Source organism: Pseudonocardia sp. WMMC193 (genome assembly GCF_021728735.1).
GTDB classification, from domain to species: domain Bacteria; phylum Actinomycetota; class Actinomycetes; order Mycobacteriales; family Pseudonocardiaceae; genus Pseudonocardia; species Pseudonocardia oroxyli.
This window is the reverse complement of the sequence record NZ_JAKKDO010000003.1, coordinates 6,206,934-6,229,350: the sequence shown is the minus strand read 5'-3', so window position 1 is coordinate 6,229,350 and position 22,417 is coordinate 6,206,934. Positions and strand designations below refer to the sequence as shown.

20 protein-coding genes are annotated in these 22,417 nt (G+C 74.8%); 10 read left to right on the top strand and 10 right to left on the bottom strand.

Annotation, left to right across the window (positions count from 1 at the left end):
- Positions 1–60 precede the first annotated feature (60 nt).
- The 4 genes from L3X23_RS31915 to L3X23_RS31900 all read left to right on the top strand — a co-directional run bounded on the left by L3X23_RS31915 (position 61) and on the right by L3X23_RS31900 (position 4,039).
- A complete protein-coding gene (locus L3X23_RS31915) occupies positions 61–1,059 on the top strand; it encodes an acetamidase/formamidase family protein (protein ID WP_093087180.1) in 999 nt (332 codons plus the stop codon).
- Positions 1,059–1,814 carry an SDR family NAD(P)-dependent oxidoreductase gene (locus L3X23_RS31910; RefSeq protein ID WP_093087178.1) on the top strand — a complete coding sequence of 252 codons (756 nt, stop codon included), beginning with the start codon at positions 1,059–1,061 and terminating at the stop codon, positions 1,812–1,814. The genes L3X23_RS31915 and L3X23_RS31910 overlap by 1 nt, the downstream gene beginning before the upstream one ends.
- On the top strand, positions 1,814–2,947 hold the full coding sequence (locus L3X23_RS31905; protein WP_237197016.1) for an epoxide hydrolase family protein: 1,134 nt from the start codon (positions 1,814–1,816) through the stop codon (positions 2,945–2,947). The genes L3X23_RS31910 and L3X23_RS31905 overlap by 1 nt, the downstream gene beginning before the upstream one ends.
- A 264-nt stretch (positions 2,948–3,211) precedes the next feature.
- On the top strand, positions 3,212–4,039 hold the full coding sequence (locus L3X23_RS31900) for a hypothetical protein (RefSeq protein WP_237197014.1): 828 nt from the start codon (positions 3,212–3,214) through the stop codon (positions 4,037–4,039).
- A gap of 240 nt (positions 4,040–4,279) precedes the next feature.
- On the opposite strand, the gene L3X23_RS31895 is transcribed toward L3X23_RS31900, so the two are convergent.
- The gene (locus L3X23_RS31895) at positions 4,280–5,560 is read right to left on the bottom strand and encodes a competence/damage-inducible protein A (protein ID WP_237197012.1); all 1,281 of its coding nucleotides are present in this window, start codon (positions 5,558–5,560) and stop codon (positions 4,280–4,282) included.
- Positions 5,561–5,620: 60 nt separating this feature from the next.
- Between L3X23_RS31895 and L3X23_RS31890 the strand changes: the two genes are divergently transcribed.
- On the top strand, positions 5,621–6,805 hold the full coding sequence (locus L3X23_RS31890; RefSeq protein WP_237197010.1) for a glycosyltransferase family 2 protein: 1,185 nt from the start codon (positions 5,621–5,623) through the stop codon (positions 6,803–6,805).
- 28 nt (positions 6,806–6,833) lie between these two features.
- Complete coding sequence (locus L3X23_RS31885; RefSeq protein WP_237198174.1) at positions 6,834–7,487, top strand: response regulator transcription factor; 654 nt, start codon at positions 6,834–6,836, stop codon at positions 7,485–7,487.
- A gap of 21 nt (positions 7,488–7,508) precedes the next feature.
- Here L3X23_RS31885 and L3X23_RS31880 read toward each other — a convergent pair whose 3' ends face one another.
- The 3 genes from L3X23_RS31880 to L3X23_RS31870 form a co-directional block, all read right to left on the bottom strand.
- Positions 7,509–7,829 (bottom strand): hypothetical protein, encoded by a 321-nt coding sequence (locus L3X23_RS31880; RefSeq protein WP_237197008.1) that lies wholly within the window; start codon positions 7,827–7,829, stop codon positions 7,509–7,511.
- Positions 7,826–8,365 (bottom strand): dihydrofolate reductase family protein, encoded by a 540-nt coding sequence (locus L3X23_RS31875; RefSeq protein WP_237197005.1) that lies wholly within the window; start codon positions 8,363–8,365, stop codon positions 7,826–7,828. The genes L3X23_RS31880 and L3X23_RS31875 overlap by 4 nt, the downstream gene beginning before the upstream one ends.
- Positions 8,366–8,521: 156 nt before the next feature.
- Positions 8,522–10,168 (bottom strand): serine protease, encoded by a 1,647-nt coding sequence (locus L3X23_RS31870; RefSeq protein WP_237197003.1) that lies wholly within the window; start codon positions 10,166–10,168, stop codon positions 8,522–8,524.
- A gap of 208 nt (positions 10,169–10,376) precedes the next feature.
- On the opposite strand from L3X23_RS31870, the gene L3X23_RS31865 reads away from it, so the two are divergent.
- The gene (locus L3X23_RS31865) at positions 10,377–10,778 is read left to right on the top strand and encodes a response regulator transcription factor (RefSeq protein ID WP_237197001.1); all 402 of its coding nucleotides are present in this window, start codon (positions 10,377–10,379) and stop codon (positions 10,776–10,778) included.
- Positions 10,779–10,828: 50 nt separating this feature from the next.
- Here L3X23_RS31865 and L3X23_RS31860 read toward each other — a convergent pair whose 3' ends face one another.
- The 5 genes from L3X23_RS31860 to L3X23_RS31840 form a co-directional block, all read right to left on the bottom strand.
- Positions 10,829–13,201 carry an FtsX-like permease family protein gene (locus L3X23_RS31860; protein ID WP_237196999.1) on the bottom strand — a complete coding sequence of 791 codons (2,373 nt, stop codon included), beginning with the start codon at positions 13,199–13,201 and terminating at the stop codon, positions 10,829–10,831.
- Positions 13,198–15,552, bottom strand: a complete 2,355-nt coding sequence (locus L3X23_RS31855; RefSeq protein ID WP_237196997.1) for an FtsX-like permease family protein — start codon at positions 15,550–15,552, stop codon at positions 13,198–13,200. Before L3X23_RS31855 ends, L3X23_RS31860 begins: the two co-directional genes overlap by 4 nt.
- Positions 15,549–17,204, bottom strand: coding sequence for an ATP-binding protein (locus tag L3X23_RS31850; RefSeq protein WP_237196995.1), 1,656 nt, complete (start codon positions 17,202–17,204; stop codon positions 15,549–15,551). The genes L3X23_RS31855 and L3X23_RS31850 overlap by 4 nt, the downstream gene beginning before the upstream one ends.
- Positions 17,201–17,956, bottom strand: a complete 756-nt coding sequence (locus L3X23_RS31845; RefSeq protein ID WP_093087141.1) for an ABC transporter ATP-binding protein — start codon at positions 17,954–17,956, stop codon at positions 17,201–17,203. Before L3X23_RS31845 ends, L3X23_RS31850 begins: the two co-directional genes overlap by 4 nt.
- 139 nt (positions 17,957–18,095) lie before the next feature.
- A complete protein-coding gene (locus tag L3X23_RS31840; RefSeq protein WP_237196993.1) occupies positions 18,096–18,329 on the bottom strand; it encodes a DUF2795 domain-containing protein in 234 nt (77 codons plus the stop codon).
- A gap of 180 nt (positions 18,330–18,509) precedes the next feature.
- Between L3X23_RS31840 and L3X23_RS31835 the strand changes: the two genes are divergently transcribed.
- Positions 18,510–18,884, top strand: coding sequence for an STAS domain-containing protein (locus tag L3X23_RS31835; RefSeq protein ID WP_093087135.1), 375 nt, complete (start codon positions 18,510–18,512; stop codon positions 18,882–18,884).
- Between the two features lie 32 nt (positions 18,885–18,916).
- Here the strand turns inward: L3X23_RS31835 and L3X23_RS31830 are convergent, their stop codons facing one another.
- Complete coding sequence (locus L3X23_RS31830; protein ID WP_237196991.1) at positions 18,917–19,975, bottom strand: PLP-dependent cysteine synthase family protein; 1,059 nt, start codon at positions 19,973–19,975, stop codon at positions 18,917–18,919.
- A gap of 73 nt (positions 19,976–20,048) precedes the next feature.
- Here L3X23_RS31830 and L3X23_RS31825 point away from each other — a divergent pair, with 73 nt between their 5' ends.
- Positions 20,049–20,891, top strand: a complete 843-nt coding sequence (locus L3X23_RS31825; protein WP_237196989.1) for a hypothetical protein — start codon at positions 20,049–20,051, stop codon at positions 20,889–20,891.
- 181 nt (positions 20,892–21,072) lie between these two features.
- Positions 21,073–22,326, top strand: a complete 1,254-nt coding sequence (gene urtA, locus L3X23_RS31820) for an urea ABC transporter substrate-binding protein (protein WP_237196986.1) — start codon at positions 21,073–21,075, stop codon at positions 22,324–22,326.
- Positions 22,327–22,417 lie beyond the last annotated feature (91 nt).

The window sequence follows — 22,417 nt, the reverse complement described above, 5'->3', positions numbered from 1 at the left end:
AGCGAACGCGCCGTTCGCGCGAGACTTGTGGGTCGACCCCGCGCAGGCCACGATCTTGCCGTGGACGTCGTCGAGTACCGACCGACCCGGGACCAGTACGTCTGGACGTTCGGCGGGGCGCCGCCGTCGCACACGATCCGGCCCGGGACGCTGCTCAAGCTCTGGACCGAGGACGCCTTCTCCGGACGTCTGACCTCGACCACGGACCGGCCGAGCGCGGTGCTGGACATGACCGAGGTCAACCCCCAGACCGGACCGTTCTTCGTCGAGGGCGCCGAGCCTGGGGACACCCTCGCCCTGCACATCGTGGACCTGCGACCGGCCCGGGACTGGGGCGCGTCGACCACGATCCCGTTCTTCGGCGCGCTGTCGGGCACCGACCGGACCGCGCTGCTGCACGAGCCGCTGCCCGAGCGCACCTGGATCTACGAGCTGGACCGGGCCCGCAACACCGTCGCCTTCCAGGCGCAGAGCGTGGACCTGCGGCTCGAGCTGCCGTGCAACCCGATGCTGGGCACCGTCGGCGTGGCCCCCGCCGGCCGGGAGGTCCGGTCGAGCCTGGTGCCCGACGCGTTCGGCGGCAACATGGACACCCCCGAGATGAAGCCGGGCGTGACCTGCTACCTGGGCGTCAACGTCGAGGGGGCGCTGTTCTCCGTCGGCGACGGGCACTACCGACAGGGCGAGGGCGAGAGCTGCGGCACCGCGGTCGAGGGGGCGATGGACGTGACCCTGCTCGTCGAGCTGATCAAGAACACGGCCACCCCCTGGCCGCGGATCGAGTCGGACACCCACTACACGGTCGTCGGGTCGTCCCGGCCGCTGGAGGACGCCTGGCGGATCAGCCAGGTCGGGATGATCGACTGGCTCGGGCAGCTCTACGGGTTCGACCGGCTCGACGCCTACCAGCTGCTCACCCAGGTCGCCGAGTCGCCGCTGGCGAACGTGGTCGACACCAACTACTCGGCGGTCACCAAGGTCGCCAAGTCCCTGCTCCCCACGGGCTCCGCCTACGGCGGCATGCACGCCCACCTGCGCGAAATCGGAGGATCCGTCTGATGGATCTGCAGCTCAGCGGCAAGAAGGCCCTGGTCACCGGGGGAACCAAGGGGATCGGCGCCGCCGTCGTCGAGATGCTGGCGGCCGAGGGCGTGCGGGTCGCGTTCTGCGCGCGCAACGAGGACGAGGTCCGCACCCGGGTCGACCTGCTCGGGTCGAAGGGGTATGACGTCGCCGGCCGGGCCCTCGACGTCGGGGACGCGGCGGCCCTGACCGAGTGGGTGTCCGACGAGGCCGAGTACGGCATCGACATCGTGGTCGCGAACGTCAGCGCGCTCGCGATCGGGCCGGGCGAGGAGAACTGGCGGAGCTCCTTCGAGGTCGACCTCATGCACACCGTGCGGATGGTCGAGGCGGCCATGCCGTCGCTGGAGGCCTCGCCGTCGGCGTCGGTGATCGCGGTGTCCAGCGTGTCCGGACGGGAGATCGACTTCGCGGACGGCTCGTACGGCGTGATGAAGGCCGCGATCGTGCACTACGTCTCGGGCCTGTCCGTCGACCTGGCCGCGAAGGGGATCCGGGCGAACGTCGTGTCGCCGGGCAACACCTACTTCGAGGGCGGCGTGTGGGCCGGGATCGAGCAGGGGAACCCGGAGCTGTTCGACACGGCCATGGGCCTCAACCCGACGGGCCGGATGGGCACCCCCGAGGAGGTGGCCTACGCCGTGGTGATGCTGGCGAGCCCGCTGGCGTCGCGGATCACCGGGACCAACCTGGTCGTCGACGGCGCGCTCACGCGGGGCGTGCAGCTCTAGTGCGCGACTTCCGACTCGACATCCCGGACGCCGAGCTCGACGACCTGCGCGACCGGCTGCGGCGCACCCGCTGGCCGGAGGCCGCCACGGTCGGCGGCTGGACCCAGGGCGTGCCGCTGGACTACGCCCGCGAGCTGACCGCGTACTGGGCGGACACCTACGACTGGAGACGCTGCGAGGCCGAGCTCAACGGCTGGCCGCAGTTCACCACCGGGCTCGACGGCGGCGCGGACGACTGCCTGGAGATCCACTTCCTGCACGTCCGGTCGCGGCACGAGAACGCGCTGCCGCTGCTGATCACGCACGGCTGGCCGGGGTCGGTCGTCGAGTACCTCGGGGTGCTCGGCGAGCTGACGGACCCGAAGGACCCGGCGGACGCCTTCCACGTCGTCCTGCCGTCGATGCCGGGGTACGGGTTCAGCGAGAAGCCCGCGGTGTCCGGGTGGGGCGTCGAGCGGATCGCCACGGCGTGGGCGCAGCTGATGGACCGGCTGGGCTACGACCGCTACGGCGCGCACGGCGGCGACTGGGGCTCCATGGTGACCAGCGCGCTGGCGTCCGGGCTGCCCGAGGCGCTGGCCGGCATCCACCTCACGATGCCGCTGGCCGACGCCCCGCCGGAGGACGAGCGCAAGCCGCTGTCCAAGGACGAACGGGCCGCGAAGATGTTCGCGAAGCGCTTCGCGGTCTCCGGCACCGGCTACTCCGCGGAGCAGTCGACCCGCCCGCAGACCCTCGGCTACGGGCTGACCGACTCCCCCGTCGGGCAGGCCTGCTGGATCATCGAGAAGTTCTGGGACTGGACGGACTGCGCGGGACACCCGGAGAACGTGATCTCCCGCGACCGACTGCTGGACAACGTGATGCTCTACTGGCTGCCCGGCACCGCCGCCTCGAGCGCGCGGCTGTACTGGGAGAGCTTCCGGCGCCAGCGGCTCGACACGGTCGAGGTCCCCACCGGGGTCACGATCTTTCCGCACGAGATGACCCGGCTGCCGCGGCACTGGCTGGAGCGGCGGTTCACCGACCTGCGGCACTACTCCACGCCGGTCGCGGGCGGGCACTTCGCCGCGCTGGAGCAGCCGGAGACGCTCGTGGACGAGCTGCGTGCCTTCTTCCGGCCGCTGCGCTGACGGGACGCTGCCACGGCAGTGACACTCCGCTGAACGGAGCAGCACTCTGCGGTACCTGAACGAGTGAGATGCGTTGCCGCTGAGAGATCGACATCACTTCTGCGTCACCGCCGTACCCCTATCGAGTGACCGTCGTTGAAGTGAACGTCTGCGGGTGGTGACACCGGCGGACATCCCCGGAAACGTTCAGGTCGCAGCCGGTGCGGTGGCTCGTGAAAGTCCACTGTGGTCGGTCGATGCGGCGCGCCCACTCCAGGAGCCGTGATGTCTCGCTTCACCCGTACCGCCCGCATCGTCGCCGTCAGCGCCCTCGGGGTGCCGCTCACCCTGGCCGGGACCGGCGTCGCCCAGGCGTGCGAGACCCACCACGACTCCGGCCCGGGCCGCCAGACCGCCGTCCAGGGCGGGAGCCTGGTGGGCCTGCTCGGCCAGGTGAACCCCGCGCTCAACGTCGGCGGCGTGCTGTCGAAGGGCTCGGTGGACCAGAAGGCGTACTCGGCGTCCTCGGCGAACTCGGGCGTGCAGCAGTCCGGTGGGCACGGCTCGGGCCGCCGGACCGCGGTCCAGGGCGGAGACCTCGTCGGCGCGCTCCTGCAGGTGAACCCGGCGGCGAACGTCGGCGGCATCGGCAACTCCGGCCCGGTGCACCAGAACGCCTACTCGGCGAGCTCGGCGAACTCGGGCGTGCAGCAGTCCGGCGGCTCGGGGCATGGGCACGGCGGGCACGGCGGGCACGACGCCAGCGGCGGCCAGGAGTCCTTCCAGGCCGGTGACCTGGTCTCCGGGCTCGTGCAGGTCAACCCGGCGGTGAACGCGGGCGGCATCCTGAACTCCGGCGACGTCACGCAGACCGCCTACTCGAACTCGTCGGCCAACTCGGGCGTGCAGCAGTCCGGTTCCGGCGGGCACGGCGGCGGGCACGGTGGCGGGCACCGCGGCGGGTCGCAGAAGGCCGCGCAGGGCGGCAGCCTGCTCGGGCTGAACCTGCAGGTCAACCCGACCGTCAACATCGGCGGCATCCTCAGCTCGGGCGACGTGCACCAGTCCGCCGCGTCGACCGGTTCGAGCAACTCGGGCGTGCAGCAGTCCTGATCGTCCGCGCCCGGTGCTGGGGAGCGCCGGATCGCGGGGCAGTCGCGTCGCTGGGGAGCGGATGCGCGGCTGCGGGCGTGGAGCGGTGGCCCCGCTCCACGCCCGACCCTCGCTGCGAGGAGCCGTGAGGAGCGGGGAGGAGCGGCCGCCGCAGGCGGACCGGAGGAAAGTGCACGGACGGGCCCGGGTCGCGCAGGCGGCCCGGGCCCGGTGCGTGGGTGGGGTCGCGCGGTGGCACCCCTACCGCGGCAGCCCGCCCGCCGCACGCAGCAGCAAATGCATCGCGAGGTCGGTGGAGCGCTCCCGGATGTCCCCGCGCGAGCCCGGCAGGACCGGGTCGCGGGTGATCACCTGGCCGTCCGCCGTCGTCACGCAGAAGCAGACGTAGCCGACCGGCTTGGCCTCGGTGCCCCCGCCGGGGCCCGCCACCCCGGTGACCCCGACGCCGATCGACGCGCCGAACCGCTCGCGCGCCCCGTCCGCCAGGGCGCGGGCGACCTCCGGGGACACCGCGCCGTGCTCGGCGATCATCTCCGCGGGCACGCCGAGCAGCGCGGTCTTGGCCTCGTTCGAGTACGCGACCACCCCGCCGTTCACGTACGCCGACGAGCCCGCGCGGTCGACCAGCCGGGCCGCGACCATGCCGCCGGTGCAGGACTCCCCCGTCGCGACGGTGAGCCCGTGCTCGACCAGCGCGGCGGCCAGCAGCTCGTCGGTGGTGGTGCCGAACGCGCTGATCAGGTTCTTGCGGTGGCGCGACACGATCTCGTCCGCGATCTCGGCGGCCAGCTCCTCCGCGCCGGGCAGCGGGTGCAGGTCCACCTCGAGCTCGGAGCGCCGCAGGCAGGTCGTGACCTCCACCGCGGACAGGTCGCGGGCGCGCTCCATCTCCCGCAGGGTCTGGGCGATCTCGGACTCCGGCAGCCCGAAGAAGCGCAGCGACCGCGGCTCGGCCCGCGGGACCGTGGCCAGAAGCTCCACCACCGGGGGCGCCGCGAGCACCGCGGGCCACATGCCCTGCAGCTCGCGCGGGGGACCCGGCAGGACCACGACGAGCGGGCCCGCGGGTTTGCGCACCACCAGCCCGGGCGCGGTGCCGACCGGCTCCAGCGGGACGGCGCCGCGCGGCACCATCGCCTGCTTGCGGGTCGCCTCGTCGAGCGCCGGGCCCGCGAATCCGGTCCGCTCGGCCCACCGCGCGACGCGGCGGTGGATGAGCGCCTGCATCGTCTCGTCGAGCTCCAGCGGCGCCCCGACGAACCCGGCGACGATCTCGGTGGTCAGGTCGTCCGCCGTGGGCCCCAGCCCGCCGGAGGTCACCACCAGGTCGAACTCCGCGACGTGCTCCAGCGCCGCGACGAGGTCCGTGGGCCGGTCCCCCACGATCTCGATCCGGGCGACCTCGAACCCGAGCTCGCCGAGCTCGCGGGCCACCCAGGGTCCGTTCGCGTCCCGCACCGTCCCCGTCAGCAGTTCGCTGCCCGTCACGACGACGCCCGCCCGCGGCCTCTGATCACTCACATCCGGACGGTACCTGCGTACTCAGTGTCGTCACAGCGGCAATCCCGCACACTCGGCGTCATGGTTCCGGAACACGGACCGACCTGGGTCGGGCGCACCGAGGTGGACGACCTGGCGGGTCTGCAGGTCGAGCCCGGGTACCGGCACGCCCGGCTGCTGGTCACCGCGGGTGGCGACGCGCTCGGCGAGATCACCGTCGGGTTGCGCCGCGGGGTCGCGGACGCCGTGGGCCGGGCCGAGGCCGTCCGGTTGCAGATCGGGCCCGTCCACGCCCGCCGCTCGGTGCCGTCCTCCGACGAGCCGCTCACCGTCGTCGTGCCGACGCGGCGGCGGCCGGAGGGCCTGCTGCGCACGGTCCGCTCGGTGCTGGCGGGCGATCACCCCGCGGTGACCGTGCTGGTCGTCGACCACGACCCGGCGGACGACCGCACCCGGCTCGCCGTCGACGCGCTCGCCGACCCGCGCGTCTACTACCTGCGGGACACCTGTCGGGGCGCGGCGGCGGCCCGCAACCGCGGCCTCGTGGCGGCGACGACGGGGATCGTCGCCTTCACCGACGACGACACCGAGGTCGATCCCGGCTGGGCCCGCCGCGTGGCGGGCGCGTTCCTGGATCCGCAGGTGGCGGGCATGACCGGGCCGGTGCTGGCGGCGCGCCTCGACCTGGACCAGGAGCGCGTCGCCGACCTCGCGCGCCCGCGCGCCCAGTTCCGGCCCCGCCGCATCGCGCTCGAGGGCACGGCCCTGCTCCCGCTCTCCCGCTCGCTGCTGGGGGCGGGCTCGAACATGGCGGTGCGGGCGGACGTCGCGCGGGCGGTCGGCGGCTTCGACGAGGCGTTGGGCCCCGGCGGGGACGACGCCGAGTTCCTCGTCCGGTTGGTCCTCGGCGGCCACGTCGTGGCGCACGAACCCGCCGCCTGGGTCCGCCACCACCACGCCACCGACGGCGAACAGGTCCGCGCCCTGGCCGAGGCCCGCGCGGCCGGCCTCGCCGGGGTGGTCACGAAGGTGCTGCTCAGCGCCCCCGGGCGGGCCGCGCTGCTGCGCCGGGTGCCCGGAGCGCTGCGCAGCACCCTCCCGCTGGAGATGCCGCGCACCGCGCTGGTGAGCGGGCCGCTGCGCTACCTGTGGGCCCGCGGGCGCGCCCGCCGCTCCGGCGGGCGGGTGCCGCCGCTGGCGGTGCCGGTCGGGGGGCGGCATCCCGAACCCGCAACGGTGTGGCCAGCACACCTCCCCGGCGCGTGATCGCCCACCTACGATCGGCCGCGTGACGATCCGAGTGGTCCTCGCCGAGGACAACGCCCTGCTCCGGCACGGGCTCGTACGGCTGATCGACGGCACCGACGGGCTCTCGCTCGTCGGTTCCGCCGCCGACCTCCCCGCCCTGCACGCGCTGATCACCGAACACGACCCGGACGTCGTCGTCACCGACATCCGGATGCCCCCGACGAACACCGACGAGGGCATCTCGGTGGCCGCGGACCTGCGCACACGGAAGCCGCAGACCGGCGTGATCCTGCTGTCCCAGTACGCGGAGGCGCAGTACGCGCTGACCCTGCTGGCCGACGGCACCGCCCGGCGCGGCTACCTGCTCAAGGAGCGGGTGGCGGACGGTGACGAGCTCGCCGAGGCGGTCCGCCGCGTCGCCGAGGGCGGCTCGGTCATCGACCCGACGGTCATCGAGGGCCTGGTCGCCGCCCAGCGCGCCAAGCCGAGCGAGCTCGACGCCCTCACCCCCCGCGAGCTGGAGGTCCTGGGCGAGATGGCCCAGGGCAAGTCGAACGCGAGCATCGCGGGCGCGCTGGTGCTGAGCGAGCGGGCGATCGAGAAGCACACCAACTCGATCTTCTCCAAGCTCGGGCTCTCCGAGGAGAAGGACCTCAACCGCCGCGTCTCCGCGGTGCTGGTCTACCTGCAGAACGCCTGAGGTCGGGCCGCGGGGGCGCGCCTACCCGAACCGGACGTCGACCCGCACCTGCCGCCCGTCCCGCACCGCCACACCGTGCCCCGGGCGCTCCGCTCCGGCCACGCGGACCCACAGCGGCGCCCCCTCACCGGTGAAGTTGCGCCACCACGTCTTGCGGTCCGGCAGCTCCACCCGGATCACCCCGCCGTCGCCCTCGGGGAGGAACGCGACGGGCAGGCGGACCTCGCGCCCCGAGCGACGCCCGACGTAGCCGATCTCGGTCATCGGCCCGAGCCTGCCCGACCGGGCGAGCGGGGAGACGACGGTGTTGACGAGGCGGGCGGCCCGCTGCAGGAGGTTCATCGACTCCCAGCGTAGGTGGACAGCACGACCCGACCGTCGAGCACGCGGGACTCGCGCAGCGTGAGCCCGAGCCTGCCCGCGCCGGAGAGCACGGCGTGGTCGCCGCCGAGGACGACCGGGTGGACCGCGATCCGGAGCTCGTCGAGCAGCCCGGCGGCCGCCACCGCACCCGCGAGCCCACCGCCGCCCATCAGCAGCAGCCTGCCGTCCAGCGCGGCGATCTCGTCGACCGAGCGCACGAGCTCCGCGCCCTCGGCCTTCTCCAGGGTCCGTGAGGCCACGACCTTCCGCGCGGCCCGCCAGATCGGCGCGTACCGCACGGTGTGCGGGTGGTCGGACTGCTCGTCGGCGGTCGGCCAGTACCCGGCCATCATCTCCCAGACCGCGCGGCCGTAGAGCAGCGTCGTGTCCTCGGTCTGCAGGCTGAAGGACAGCTCCGAGTAGTCCTCCCCGACCTGGGCCCAGTCGAACTCGCCCGCCGGTCCGCAGATGCGGCCGTCGAGCGAGACGTTGACGAAGTGGACGATGTGGCGCATCGGATGCTCCTTCACGAAAGACGGTGTCACCTGCCGGTCGGAGCCCCCGACGCGTTCTCGACATCCGTGCCCGGAAATCTGCCGCAACGACCTCAGCCACGCCGGACCGGGGTCCGGGCGTGGCTGAGGTTCGTCTCGGCGGTCGGGCCGCGGCGGTCAGGCCTGGCGGGTGCCGCAGGTGGAGCAGAACACCGCGCCGGGGGCGACGGTGGTGCCGCAGGTGCCGCACTCGATCGAGGTGGTCGGGACGGAGACCACGGTGGTGGCGCCCTCCTCGGCGGCGGTGGCGGGGACCGACGAGCCGTTCACCGTGGGGGCCGGACGCTGCGCGGCGACGATGTCCGCGGGCGTCACGATCCGGGTCTGCGCCTCGGAGTCCACACCGGACGTGCTCGGCGCGGCGGGGCGGGCGGGCATCGGCTGCGGACCCCACACCGGGGCGGCCGGGCGCTGCGGGAGGTTCGGGCCCTGGGCGCCGGGGGTCCAGGCGGCGTAGCCGTCGGTGGGCCGCGGGGCGGGCAGGGCCGGGGTCACGACCTGCGCGGCGCCACCCTTGCGGCGACGCAGGACCAGCAGCAGCGCGATCCCGCCGACGATCACCGCGGCACCGCCGCCGACGACCGTCCAGAACACCCACGGGGTCATGCCGAGGATCTCGTCACCGGACTGCGGCTGGTCGGCGGGCGCCGCCGTGACCGCGTCGCCGAAGCGCTCCTTGGCCTTCGCGGCCTCGGTCTTGAACTGCTTGGCCTGGGCGTGGTCCGGGTCGACCAGCAGCAGCCGGTCGAAGGCCGCGATCGCGTCGGAGTAGTGGCCGGTGTAGTAGTCGTTGAGGGCCTCGCGGTAGAGGGTGTCGTTGGGGCCCAGCTGGTTCTGCACGCCGTTGCGGGACATGAGCTCGGTGAGCCCGGTCGCCGGGGCGATGAAGTTGAAGGCCTGGTCGCCCTGCACGTAGGCGCTGTTGATGCCGATCACGTCGCCCTCGAGGTCGACGGTCGGGCCGCCGCTCATCCCGGGCGACAGCGACGCGCTGGTCTCGTAGAAGGGCACCGAGCCGATCGTGCGGGTCGTGCTGACCTGACCGTCCTTGTTGGACGGCTCCAGGGTCACGTCGGTGACGGCGTCGGCGCTGGCCGGGTAGCCGATCGACAGGACCGGGGTGCCGATCGCCGCCGAGGTGCCCTTGTCGACGTCCACCGACGGCAGGTCGGTCGACTCGATCTTCAGCAGGGCGACGTCTCCCTGGGAGTTCGGCCGGAAGTCGACCAGGCGGGCCGGGACCGAGGTGCCGTCCGTGGAGCTGCCGGTGCCGGAGCCGATCACCGCGGCGTACTGGACGTCCACGGGCGAGCCCTTGGCCTGTCCCTCGACCGACCAGTTCGCCATGCCGTACTCGATCACGTCGTTCAGCGGGAGGCTCGGGTCGCGGCTCACCAGGTCCTGGGCCACGGTGGTGACGAAGTCCCGCCGGATGCCCTCGGGGGTGGTGGTGTCGACGCAGTGGCCGGCGGTCGCGATGTAGCCGTTGGGGTTCACGCCGAAGCCCGTGCAGGTGCCGGTGAGCGTGATCGGCTGGCCCTGGTTGAAGTAGAGACCGTCGGTGTCGCCCACGTAGGCGGTGTAGGTGGAGGTCAGGTAGACGATCGCCGGGCGGACCTCGGCGGCGGCCTTCTCGGTGGCCGAGGCCTGCTGGGGTGAGCCTGCGGGCGGCGACTCCTGGGCCGACGCGGTGCCCGCGGCGGCGAGCGTGACGGTCGCGGCGGCGGCGAGGGCGGCGGCGGCGCGGGCGAAGGTGCCGGTCATGGCTGATGTCCTCTCTGGTGGGCGATCCGGCCGGATCGGCCCGTCGCTGACAGGGAGAACTCTGCTCCGCCGGGCAGGCCCGGACGAGGTCGTCACCTCCTCGATCGTGGGTGGGGCCAGCACCACCTCCGGGCACGCGGTGGGCCCATCGAGGCGCACGGGGTCGTGTCCTCGGCGGCGCGGGCGCGCAGGCGGCAGACTGTCCGGCATGGAGCGACAGGGAGCATCCGCGACGGGCCCCGGGCCGGTGCGCGTGCTGGTCGTCGACGACCAGCGCCCCTTCCGCACCGCCGCCGCGGCGGTGATCGCGCGGATGCCGGGCTGGGAGGTCGCGGGCGTCGCGGAGACCGGGGAGGACGCCGTCGCGGTGGCCGAGGACCTGCGCCCGGACCTGGTGCTGATGGACTACAACCTCCCCGGCATCGACGGCGCGCAGGCCGCGGCCAGGGTCCGCGAGGTCGCCCCGCGGGCCGCCACGGTCCTGTGCAGCACCTACCGCGCCGAGGACCTGCGGATCGACCCCGCGACGATCGCGGGCTACCTGCACAAGGAGGAGCTCGGGGCGCCGGTCCTGCGCGCCCTCTGGGCGCGGATCCACCCCGCCGCCTGAGCCCCGGCGTCCGACTCGCGTGATCGGGGTGTCCGACTCGCGGTCGGAGGTCAGGCCGTGTGGAGGGATCTCGCGACGGGGGTGCGGGCGAGGCGGAGGGCCGGGAGGGCGCCGAAGATCGCCGCGCCCGCCAGGACGGCGGGGACGATCAGGATGATGGGCCAGACCGGCACGGCGACGTCCGGGGCCACGCCGGTCTCGCTGGCCACCTGCCACCACAGCACCCGGCCCGCCCCGAGCCCGAGCAGCACCCCGCCGACCACGCCGGGCAGCACGGTCGTGCCGGCCAGGACGCCGAGGGCGGCCCGGACCTGACCGGGGGTCGCGCCGAGGACCGCCAGCACGGCCGCGTCCCGGGTGTGTCTGCGCACCGCGCCGACCAGGGTGTGCACCAGCCCCGCGACCGCGACCGCGGCCAGCACCAGGGCCAGGATCTCCGGCAGCCGCAGCAGGCCCGCGAGGGTGTCGATCTCCGGGGGCATGCCGGGCAGGTGCACCTCCAGGCGGTCGGCGATGTCCGCGTAGACCGACGCCGCCTGCCCCGGCTCGGCGACCAGGTGCGCGGACGCGAGCGGCTGCCGGAACAGCTGCCCCAGCTGGTCCGGGGTGACCAGGAGGCCCTCGCCGAGCGGGGCCCCGCGCTCGGGCTGGGGCACCACCACCCCCGTCACGACGAGCCGGGCGGGGACCCCGTCGGAGGACAGGACGTCCACGGTGTCGCCGATCCCCTTCTCCTCGCGCGCCGCCACCCGCGCGCCGAGCGCGACCTGGCCGGGGCCGGTCGGCAGCGTGCCGCTGACCAGCGAGATCGGGACGTCACCCTTGATCGCGACGTGCGCGTAGGCGTCGACCTGGCGCGAGCGGGACGGGTCGAGCGTGACCCGGCCGGTCTCCACCTCGGCCAGCGCCGCGACCCGGCTGTCCGCGGCGAGGGCGCGCATCTCGGAGTCCCGGGCGTCCGCGATGGTGAGATCGGAGGTGAAGCCGTAGCGGGCGGGGGTGTCGACCAGCCGCTGCAGGCTCGCGCCGAGCATCGTCGACGCCACGATCCCCGCCACGGTCACCGCGATGCCCGCGCCCGCCGCGAGGGTCGGCAGGCCGGAGGCGCCGCCCGGCAGCGCCCGCCCGCGCAGCGCCAACCGCAGCCCGACGAACAGCGCGGGCCAGCGCACCGCCCACCGGACCGACCGGTGTCGGGTCAACACCGGGAGCGTCGCGACCCCGCGGCCCGCCCACGCCGCGGTGGCCGCCGCGGCGGCGAGGAACACCAGCACGACGGCGGGCACGCCGAGCAGCACGACCGGCCAGTCCGCCCGGAACCCGCCCTCCGGCTCGAACCGGGCCTGGCTGCCGATCGGTTCCAGCAGGCCCGCGGCGAGCGTGATCCCGCCCGCGACGGCGGCCGCGGGCAGGGCGCCCGCCAGCGCCGCGAGCACGCGCGCCCCGGCCCGCTCCGCGGCGGTGAGCCCCAGCGCGTTCTCCACCCGCTGGTCCGCGCCGCCGCGCAGGTGGTGGCGCATCAGCCCCTGGCCGAGGACCACCGTCCCGCCGAGCGCCACGACCAGGGCGAACCCCCACAGGCCCAGGCGCAGCACCCGTTCCGAGGCGGCGACCGCCGGGTCGGTCTCGGTGGTCGGGAACACCGGCACCTCGGGCACGTAGTTGCCGACGAGCAGCGGCCGCGGGTGCCCCACGTAGGACGCGGCGAGCGCCGCGACGAAGTCGTCACGCAGCTGCGCGTCCGCGACGGGGTCCCCGGTGTAGGCGAGCCGGGCGAACCCGGACCGACCGCCCGCCGCCCCCGCGTTCTGCGCGGCGAAGGCCGGCGTGGACATGCTGTCCCCCAGCGGCCCCGTCCAGCTCGGCATCCGGCCGATGCCGACGACCGTCATCCGCCGGGTGGCGCCCTCCGGCGTGCCGAAGCCGACGTCGAACCGGGCGACCTGGCGCAGCGTCAGCATGCGCAGGGTGATCCGGTCGCCGACGCGCAGGCCCGCGGCCGCGGCCAGCGGCTCGCCGACCAGCAGCTCGTCGGCCGCCTCCACCCGCGGCGCCCGCCCGGCGACGATCACCGGGTCGACCAGGTCGTCCGGCCGCTCGGGGCCCGCGACGACGGCCGTGTACTGCAGGGTGGGGCCCTCGATCTGGGCGATCCAGGCGTACGCCGTCCAGCTCTCCTCGACGCCGGGCAGCCCGGCGAACCCGGCCGTGACCTCGGGCAGGTCCGCCGGCAGGTAGGCGCGGGCGTCGTCGAGCCCGGTGTCCTGGACGAGCCGCGAGTAGGCGCTGGCGGTCCGGTCGCCGACGACGGTCGCCCCAAGCAGCAGTCCGCCGACGACCCCGGCGAGCAGGCCCAGCACCAGCAGCGCCCGCCCGCCCGCGCGCAGCTCGGCCCGGGCGACGGCCAGGATCCCCGGGTTCACCACGCCCCCAGCGACGCGGTGGCGGGCAGCCTGCGCAATCGCAGGGCCGGGATCGTGGTCACCAGCACCGCCCCGAGCGGGACGGCGGCCACGACCACCGCGAGGGCCCCGACCGGCACCGCGATGTCGCCGCCCACCCCGACCGCCGTGGCGACCTCCCACCAGAACAGCCGCGCGACCCCGACGCCCAGCGGCACCCCGAGCAGCACCGCGGGCACGGCCGTGGCCACCGCGAGCACGGCCAGCGTGGTGCGGACCTGGCCGGGCGTCGCCCCGAGGACGGTGAACACGGCCATCTCGCGGGCCAGCCTGCGCGCCCCGACGAGCAGCGAGTGCACCATCCCGGTGCCCGCCACGACGACGAGGACCAGGGTGAGGATGCCGGGCAGCCGGGTGAGGTCGGCGAGGTTGCGGACGGCGTCGGGCGTCGCGGTGGGGCTCAGCTCGAGCTCCGCGGCCAGCTCGGCGGCCAGCCCCGCACCCGCGCCGGGCACCGCGAAGACGTGCGCGGTGAGCAGCGGGAGCGCGCGCGGCACGGCCACGGCCGCGAGCCCGTCGGGGGTCGCGAGCAGGTCCTGGCCCAGCTCGCCGTAGTCCTCGCGCGCGACCACCACCGCCCCGACGACGGTCATCGCCCGCGGCGTGCCGTCGGGCGCGACGAGCGGCAGGACGTCGCCGACGGCGAGCTGGCGCTGGGCGGCGAGCCGCGGGTTGACCGCGATCTCGTCCGGCGCGGTGGGCAGCCTGCCGGACACCAGCTCGACCGGCGGTGTCCCCTTGCGCACCGTCTGGGCGGCGATCCCGAGCATCCCGCCGTCCGGCTCCCTCGCGTAGCTGGTCTCCGCGAGCGCGAGGGACTGCACCCGCGGATCGTCGACGAGCCGGGCGACGTCCGGTTCCCGGGCGTCGACCAGCACGGCGTCCGCGCCGCCCGCCCACCGCCGCGGCTCCTCGACGAGCCGGTCCAGGCTCGCCCCGACGGTGACCGTCGCGACGATCCCGGCGACGGCGGCCGTCGCGGCGAGGACCGTCACCGCGGGGGGCAGCCCGCGCCGCCCGCCGGAGCCCGCCAGCCTGCTGCCCAGCAGCAGCGCGGGCCAGCGCCGCACCAGCGACCGCCGCGGCGCCGGGCCCGGTTCCTCCGCGGCGGACGCCCGCCACGTGAGCGCCGCGGTCAGCACCGCGACCAGCACGAACGTCGCCGTCAGCGCGGGCCCGCCCACCGCCGCGAGCGCCCACTGCGGGCGGAACCCGGGCGCGGGCTCGAACCGGGCCTGGCTGCCCAGCGGTTCGAGGGTGCCCGCGGCGATCACCACGCCCGCGGCGAGCACCCCGGAGACGACGGCGGCGGGGAGCGCCGCCAGGGCGCGCGCACCCAGGCTCTGCCCCAGCGTCATGCCCAGGGCGGCCTCCACCGACCGGGCCGGGCGCGCCGCGGCGCCGGTGCGCAACAGCCCGAGCCCGAGCACCTGGACCGCGCCCAGGCCGACGACCAGCGCGAACAGCCCGATCCCGACGAGGAGGGCCCGCTCGGCGGCGACGACCGCGTGGTCGGGGGTGGCCCGGGGGGTCTCGAGCGCGGGGGCGAGATAGTCGGACACGACCGAGGGGTGGCGGGCCACGGCCGCGGTGAAGGCCTCGGTGAACCGGGCGGCGGCGTCGGGGGTGTCGTCGAAGCGGACGTAGACGGCGTGCCCGATGCCGGTCCCGGCGTGCGCGGCGGCGAAGCCCGGCCCGCCGACGACGTCCGGCAGCGCGTTGCCCCAGCTCGGCATCCGCGCCACCCCGACCACCCGCAGGGTGGTCCGCGGCCCGGCCGCGGTGAACCCCACGGCGAAGTCCGCCACGTTGTCCAGGGTCAGCATCGTCACCGGCAGCACCGCCCCGAGCGAGACGCCCGTCTCGGCCGAGCGCTCGCTCACGACGACCTCGTCCGGCGCCGCGGGGTCCGGCTCCCGACCGGCCACGAGCACCGGGGCGACCAGGTCCCCGGGGGGCGTCCCGGCGATCACCGAGGAGAACCGGACGGGCGAGCCGTCGACCTGCACGATCCACGCCTCGGGCGTCCACGCCGCGGCGGCGCCCGGCATCGTCGGGACCTCCGCCACGACCTCGGGCACATCGGCGGGGACGATCGTCCGGGCGTCGTCGAGGTGGACGGCCTCGACGAGCCGGGTGTACGCCGTCGCGGTGCGCTCGGCGACCGCGCCCGCCGCCGGGACCAGACCGCCGACCAGGCCGAACACCACGCCGAGGGCCAGCAGGGCCCACCAGCGCTCGCGCAGTACGGCGCGCGCGACGAGGATCGGGCCGCCCGAGGAGAGGCGCCCCCGGCCCTCGCGGGTCCTCATCCCGCCGCGGCGGGGGCGGGGGCGGGTGCCGGGACGCGCCCGGTCAACACGGTGCCCTCGCCCGGCGTCGAGGTGAGGTCGATGGTGCCGCCGATCGCGCCGAGGCGGTCCGCCATGTTCTGCAGCCCGCCGCCGCCCGCGACCCGGGCCGGGTCGAAGCCGGGGCCGTCGTCGGCGACCCGGACGACCAGCCGGTCGGCCTCCGTGCGCAGGGTGATCGTGACGGTGGAGCCGGGGGCGTGCTTCGCCGCGTTCTGCAGGGCCTCGAGGCAGCAGAAGTAGACCGCCGCCTCGGCCTGCTCGGGCAGCCTGCCCACGTCCCCCGCGTCGACGTGCACCGTCAGCGGGCTGCGCTTGGCCGCGGCGCGCAGGGCGTCGCCGAGCCCGGCGTCCCGCAGCAGCGGCGGGTAGATGCCGTGGGCGAGGTCGCGCAGCGCCTGGATGGAGTCCCGGACGCCGCGGTCCAGCTCGTCGAGCAGCTCGGTCGTGCCGGCTCCCGCCCCGCCCCCGTCCGGTCCGTCGAGCCCGTCCCGGACCAGCCGCAGCCCCACCGCGAGGGCCACGAGGTGCTGTTGGGCCCCGTCGTGCAGGTCCCGCTCGATCCGCCGCCGGGTGGCGTCCGACGCCGCGACCAGCCGCGTGCGGGAGGCCTGCAGGTCGGCGTTGGTGCGGCGCAGGTCGGCCAGGGTGGCCTGCAGCGCCTCGTCGAGCGCGCGGTTGCGCAGCACGATCGCCAGCCTGCGCACGACCTCGGCCAGGGCCCGCTCGTCCGCCTCGCCGAAGGGGTCCGCGTCCGCGTCCCGCTCGATCACGACGAGCGCGAGGACCTCCCCGCCGTGCACGGCGGGGGCGAGCCGCAGCTGGCCTCGGCGCGCGGGCCCGTCCTCCTCGATCAGGTGCGGCAGCCACAGCTCCAGCCAGCCCGGCCCGGCGACGCCGGTGCGTTGCAGCGTGGCCAGCTCGCCCGCGTCCAGCGGCGCGGGGTCGGGGCCCTCGTCCGCCGTCGCCGGCACCACCAGCGTGCGGGCGAGCGTGCCGTCCGCGCGGTCCGCCCAGATCTGCACGCGGGCGAGCCGCCAGTCCCGGCGCATGGTCTCGGCGAGCTGGCGGAGCAGGTCGTCGACCGGGGTGCCGCGGCCCGCGCGCTCGGCGAAGTCCGCCAGCAGCTCGTCCGGCGACCGGCGCACGCCCTGCAGCGCCGACCGGGTGGCCCGCGCGGCGCGCCTGCCCAGCGGGCCGGCCAGCACCGCGACCACCAGCATCGCGACGAGGGCGGGGTCCAGCAGCGCCCGTTCCGCGCCCAGCGGCAGCCTGCCGAAGACCAGCAGCAGGACCAGCAGACCGGTGCAGACCGCGACCGACAGGCCACCGAACTCCGAGGCCCCGACCAGCACCGCCGTGCTCGCCCGCCGCGCCGCGGCGCTGAAGGTCAGCACCACGCCGACCGCGAACACCACGCCCGCGATCGCGGCCGTGACCCACCAGGCGGGGCCGCCGCCGAGGAGCCCGACGACCACGCCGGGCGCGATCACGCCCGCCGCGCCGATCAGGCCCGACAGCAGCAGGGACAGCCGGGCGCGGCGGCCGGTGCCGGGGCCGACCCGGCGGTGGGTGCGAAAGCCCGCGCCCGCGGGGAGCGGCGGCTCGGTCACGGCCGCGCCCACGGACCGCTCGCGGCCCGCAGCTCCGCCGGGACCTCGATGGAGCCCGAGGTCACCTCGCCGTCGAGCAGGATCCGGCCGTCCCGCATCCGGACCAGCCGCTGGGCGCCGTCCGCGACCTCGCGGCTGTGGGTGACCATGAGGATCGTCTGGCCGAGGGCGTGCAGGCGGCGGAACAGGTCCAGCACCTCCGCGGCGCCGTCGGAGTCCAGGGCGCCGGTGGGCTCGTCCGCCAGCAGCAGCGTGGGCCGGTTGGCCAGCGCCCGGGCGATCGCGACCCGCTGGCGCTGTCCGCCGGACAGGGCCGCAGGCAGCTCCCGGGCCTTGTCCAGCAGCCCCAGCTGGTCCAGCAGGTCTCGCGCCCGGGCCGTCGCCTCCTGCGGCCTGGCCCCGGCCACGAGCGCGGCCAGCGCCACGTTCTCCAGCGCGGACATGTGCTCGATCAGGTGGAAGAACTGGAACACCAGCCCCACGCTGCGGCGGCGCAGCCGGGCGAGCCGCTGCGGGGCGAGGTCCTCGATCCGGGTGCCGTCCAGCGCGATCGTGCCCTCGTCCGGCCGGTCGAGGCCCGCGAGCAGGTGCAGCAGCGTGGACTTCCCGCACCCCGAGGGCCCCATGAGCGCCACGAACTCACCCGCGCGCACGGTCAGGTCGACACCGCGCAGCGCACGCACCGGGGCGGTGCCCGCCTCGTAGGTCTTCCGCAGACCCCGGACGACGAGTGCGGGATCTCGCACCGACATCGGCTCTGTCACCGGCTCACCCTAGGGAGTCAGGCCGGTGCGCCGGGAGGCTTGCGTGCTGTTCAGCGCGAAGACACCGGCTGGTACACCGGTCGAGGTGGTACTGGCACCACCCTCCTCGCGAGCACGCCGCCCGGTGTTACCGCGCCTGGGGCACCGGCCTGCGAGCGGGGAGCAGCCCCAGGGCCTGGCACACCGCGGCCAGGTCGCCGTACGTGCCCGGTGGCAGCGACCACAGCTGCGCCCGGGAGACGGCGTCCGCGCCGTAGTGGTCGGCGTGGGCGACGAGCTGCCACTTGGCGGCCGGATAGGTCAGGCCCGCGAGCACGTGGCCGAGCCGAAGGACGTCGGTGCGCTGAGTCCGTCGGTACACGGGATCCTCCTGACGACCCCGTCTCCGTCGACGGGAATGCGACGGGGTGCCCCAGGTCACACGCACCCAAACCTGCCGTGTTGTGTGGTCGCAGCGGCCACCCGTAGGGTTGCCGTGCGGTTGAGGCGACAGTCCGCACGGCAGGCGAAGAGCGGAAGATGTCGAGGAGCACGGTGCAGCATGAGTGAGACACCCGCCGACGAGGGTGGCGTCGAGATCAGCGATGTCGTCCGGTTCGAGCAGGCGGGGGACGGTTCCTCGCTGGTCGCCCACGTGCGGGGCGAGATCGACACCCTGACCGCTCCCCTGCTGCGCACGGAGCTGGACGCGCGGCTGCCCGCGGCCCCGCTGGTCGTCCTGGACCTGTCGGGCGTCACGTTCCTCGGGTCCGCCGGGCTGGCCGTGCTGGTCGCCGCCAAGGACCAGGTGGACCGCAGCGGCCACAGCCTGAAGCTGGTGTGCGGCTCCCGGATCGTCACCCGCGCCCTGCAGGCCACCGGCCTGCTCGGCCTGTTCGACGTGGCGGACGGGGTCACCGAGGCCCTCAGCAGCTAGTTCCCCGTCCCCCGACGTTCCTGGACGGGGCGCTAGAACACGCCGTCGGCGTAGAAGCGCTCGATCCTCTCCGTGTGCGGGGCGAGGTCGAGGCCCTGGGCGGCGACCCAGCCGTCGTCGTAGTAGCTGTGGCGGTACCGCTCGCCGCCGTCGCACAGCAGGGTGACGACGCTCCCCCGGACCCCCTCGGCCCGCATCCGCGCGACCAGGGTGTAGACGCCCCAGAGGTTCGTGCCCGTCGAGCCGCCCGCGAACCGGCCGGTGCGGGCGTGCAGGTGGCGGACGGCGGCGATGCTCGCCGCGTCCGGCACGGGCAGCATCAGGTCGATGACACCGGGGACGAAGCTGGGCTCGATCCGCGGCCGTCCGATCCCCTCGATCCGGCCCGGCAGGCCCGTGACGTGGTCCGGGTCGCGGCTCGCCCACCCGGGGAGGAACGCCGAGTTCTCCGGGTCGACGACGGCGAGCCGGGTGGGCAGCCGCCGGTACCGCAGGTACCGCCCGATCGTGGCCGAGGTGCCGCCGGTGCCCGCCCCGACCACGATCCACTCGGGCACCGGGTGCCGCTCCTGCGCCAGCTGCGCGATGATCGACTCGGCGATGTTGTTGTTGCCCCGCCAGTCCGTGGCCCGCTCGGCGTGGGTGAACTGGTCCAGGTAGTGCCCGCCGGTCTCCGCCGCGAGCCGTTCGGCCTGGGCGTAGACCTCACCGCCGTGCTCCACGAAGTGGCACCGACCGCCGTAGCGCTCGATCAGCGCGACCTTGTTCGGGCTCGTCGAGCGGGGCATCACGGCGACGAACGGCACGCCGATCAGTTGGGCGAAGTAGGCCTCGGACACCGCCGTCGAGCCCGAGCTGGCCTCGACGACCGTCGTGTCCGGCCCGATCCAGCCGCTGACGAGGGCGTGCAGGAACAGCGACCGGGCCAGCCGGTGCTTGAGGCTGCCGGTCGGGTGTACCGACTCGTCCTTGAGATAGACGTCGATCCCCCAGTCGGCGGGCATCGGCAGCACGTGGAGATGGGTGTCCGCCGAGCGGTTCGCATCCGCCTCGACCCGCCGTACGGCCTCGTCCACCCACTCGCGGTCCACTCGCCGACGATACGGGGTGCGCTGACGCACCCCGGGTGGTGTTCGCGCAACCGGCCCGTCACACTCGGGAGTCGTGGCCACCGATCCCCCCGCCGAGCAGTCCGGCGCCTTCGAGGTCGTCCGGCGCGGCTACGCCCGCGACCAGGTCGACGCGCTGGTCCGTGAGCTGGAGCGGCGCGCCCAGGTGGCGGAGAACGGCCGTCGGATGGCCGAGCAGCACGCCGCCGCCATGGCCGAGGACCTCCGGGTCCTGCGCGCGGGCACCGCCGCCGAGGGCCTGCCCGTGGCCCCGCAGAGCTTCGGGTTCCGCGCCGAGAAGGTCGTCCGGCTCGCCGAGCGGGAGGCCGCCGAGCTGCGGGCCGCCGCGCAGCGAGACGTCGACGCGATCCTCGAGGCGGGCATGCGCGAGGTCGCCGAGCTCCGGGCCGCCGCCACCCGCGAGGCCGCCGACCTGATGGAACGCGCGCACGCGGACGCCGCCGCCGCCCGTGCGGACGCGGACGCCGAGCGCGCCGCCGCGGCCGCGGGCCGGGCCGAGCACGCCGCGGTCCGGGCCCAGGTCGAGCGCAGCGGCGCCGAGCTGCGCGCCCTGCGGGCGGCCGTCCGCACCGAGCTCGCCCGCGTGCACGACCTTCTCGGCGCGCAGCTGAAGGGGCTCGCGGAGCCCCTCGCCGGGCCGTCCGGGGCGCCGACCGACGCCCCGCGCGACGAGGCGGCCGCCGACGCGCCGGACGAGCAGGCCGAGACCGGCGTCCTCCCCGTCGCGCCCCGCGCGGAGGGCGAGACCACGCGCCCCGTCTGGACCGCCACCCCCGGCACCGCCGACCTCTTCGACACCCCGCCCCGCCCCGCCCCGCGGGTCCCGGAGCCCCGCGCCGAGTCGAGTGACAACCGCCACTCCCTGCGGTCCGGATGATCCGATAACGCGTTGACGTCCCGGAGTAGTGCACTAGGCCGTATGGGCGTTTCGTTCACTTCATCGTCATTCGCGTGACACGCATCAGTCGATCTTCACCCGTGCGGCCCAGCGCTGGGCAACGGCGAGGCAACCGCGGCGCTACGCCGTCCGAAACACCCCATTCGTAGCGTCCCGCCCCATGAGCTCACAGCGCGCGCGGCGGTCCCTGCTGACCGCCGCGTTCCTCTCCCTCGGCCTCGCCTTGACAGCCTGCGGATCCCGGGTCGACGACGCGGGGGGCGGGGCCGCCGCCGAGTCCTGCGTGGACACCAGCGGCGACAGCGTGAAGATCGGCTTCCTGAACTCCCGTTCGGGGACGATGGCGATCAGCGAGAACACGGTCTACGACAGCCTGAAGATGGCCGCCGACCAGATCAACGCGAGCGGTGGCGTGCTGGGCAAGCAGCTGAGCGTGGTCGCCGAGGACGGTGCCTCGGAGCCCACGATCTTCGCCGAGAAGGCCACGAAGCTGATCCAGAGCGACTGCGTGGCGGCGGTCTTCGGCGGGTGGACCTCGTCCAGCCGCAAGGCGATGCTGCCGGTGTTCGAGTCGAACGACGCGCTGCTGTTCTACCCGGTCCAGTACGAGGGCCTGGAGTCGTCGAAGAACATCTTCTACACCGGCGCCACGACCAACCAGCAGATCGTCCCGGCCCTGGACTACCTCAAGGAGCAGGGCGTGACCAGCCTGTTCCTGGTGGGCTCGGACTACGTCTTCCCGCAGACCGCCAACAAGATCATCAAGGCGTACGCGGCGGCCAACGGCATCGAGATCAAGGGTGAGGAGTACGCCCCGCTCGGCCACACCGACTTCTCGACGATCGTCGCGAAGGTCCGGGACGCCGGTGCCGGCGCGGTCTTCAACACGCTCAACGGCGACTCGAACGTCGCGTTCTTCAAGGAGTACCGCAACCTCGGCCTGACCCCGCAGACCATGCCGGTGCTGTCGGTGTCGATCGCCGAGGAGGAGGTCGGCGGCATCGGCGTCGACAACATCGTCGGCCAGCCCGTGGCGTGGAACTACTACCAGACCATCGACTCCCCCGAGAACAAGAAGTTCGTGGAGGAGTTCAAGACCACCTACGGCGCCACGAAGGTCACCTCGGACCCGATGGAGGCGGCGTACACCTCGCTGTTCCTCTGGAAGGGCATGGTGGAGAAGGCCAACTCCTTCGCGGTGCCGGACGTGCAGGCCGCGGCGGGCGGCGTCAGCTTCGACGCCCCCGAGGGCAAGGTCACGGTGAACGGCGACAACCACCACATCGCCAAGACCGCGCTCATCGGCAAGATCGGCCCCGACGGCCTGATCTACACCGAGTGGTCCAGCGGCGCCCCGATCGAGCCGGACCCCTACCTCAAGACGTACCCCTGGGCGAGCTCGCTCTCCGGCTGATCGCACCCCCGAAAGCGCATTGTGGCTCCACACTGCGCTTTCGGGGCCTCTCCCGGGTGCATTGTGGCTCCACGATGCGGGCCCCGGGCGG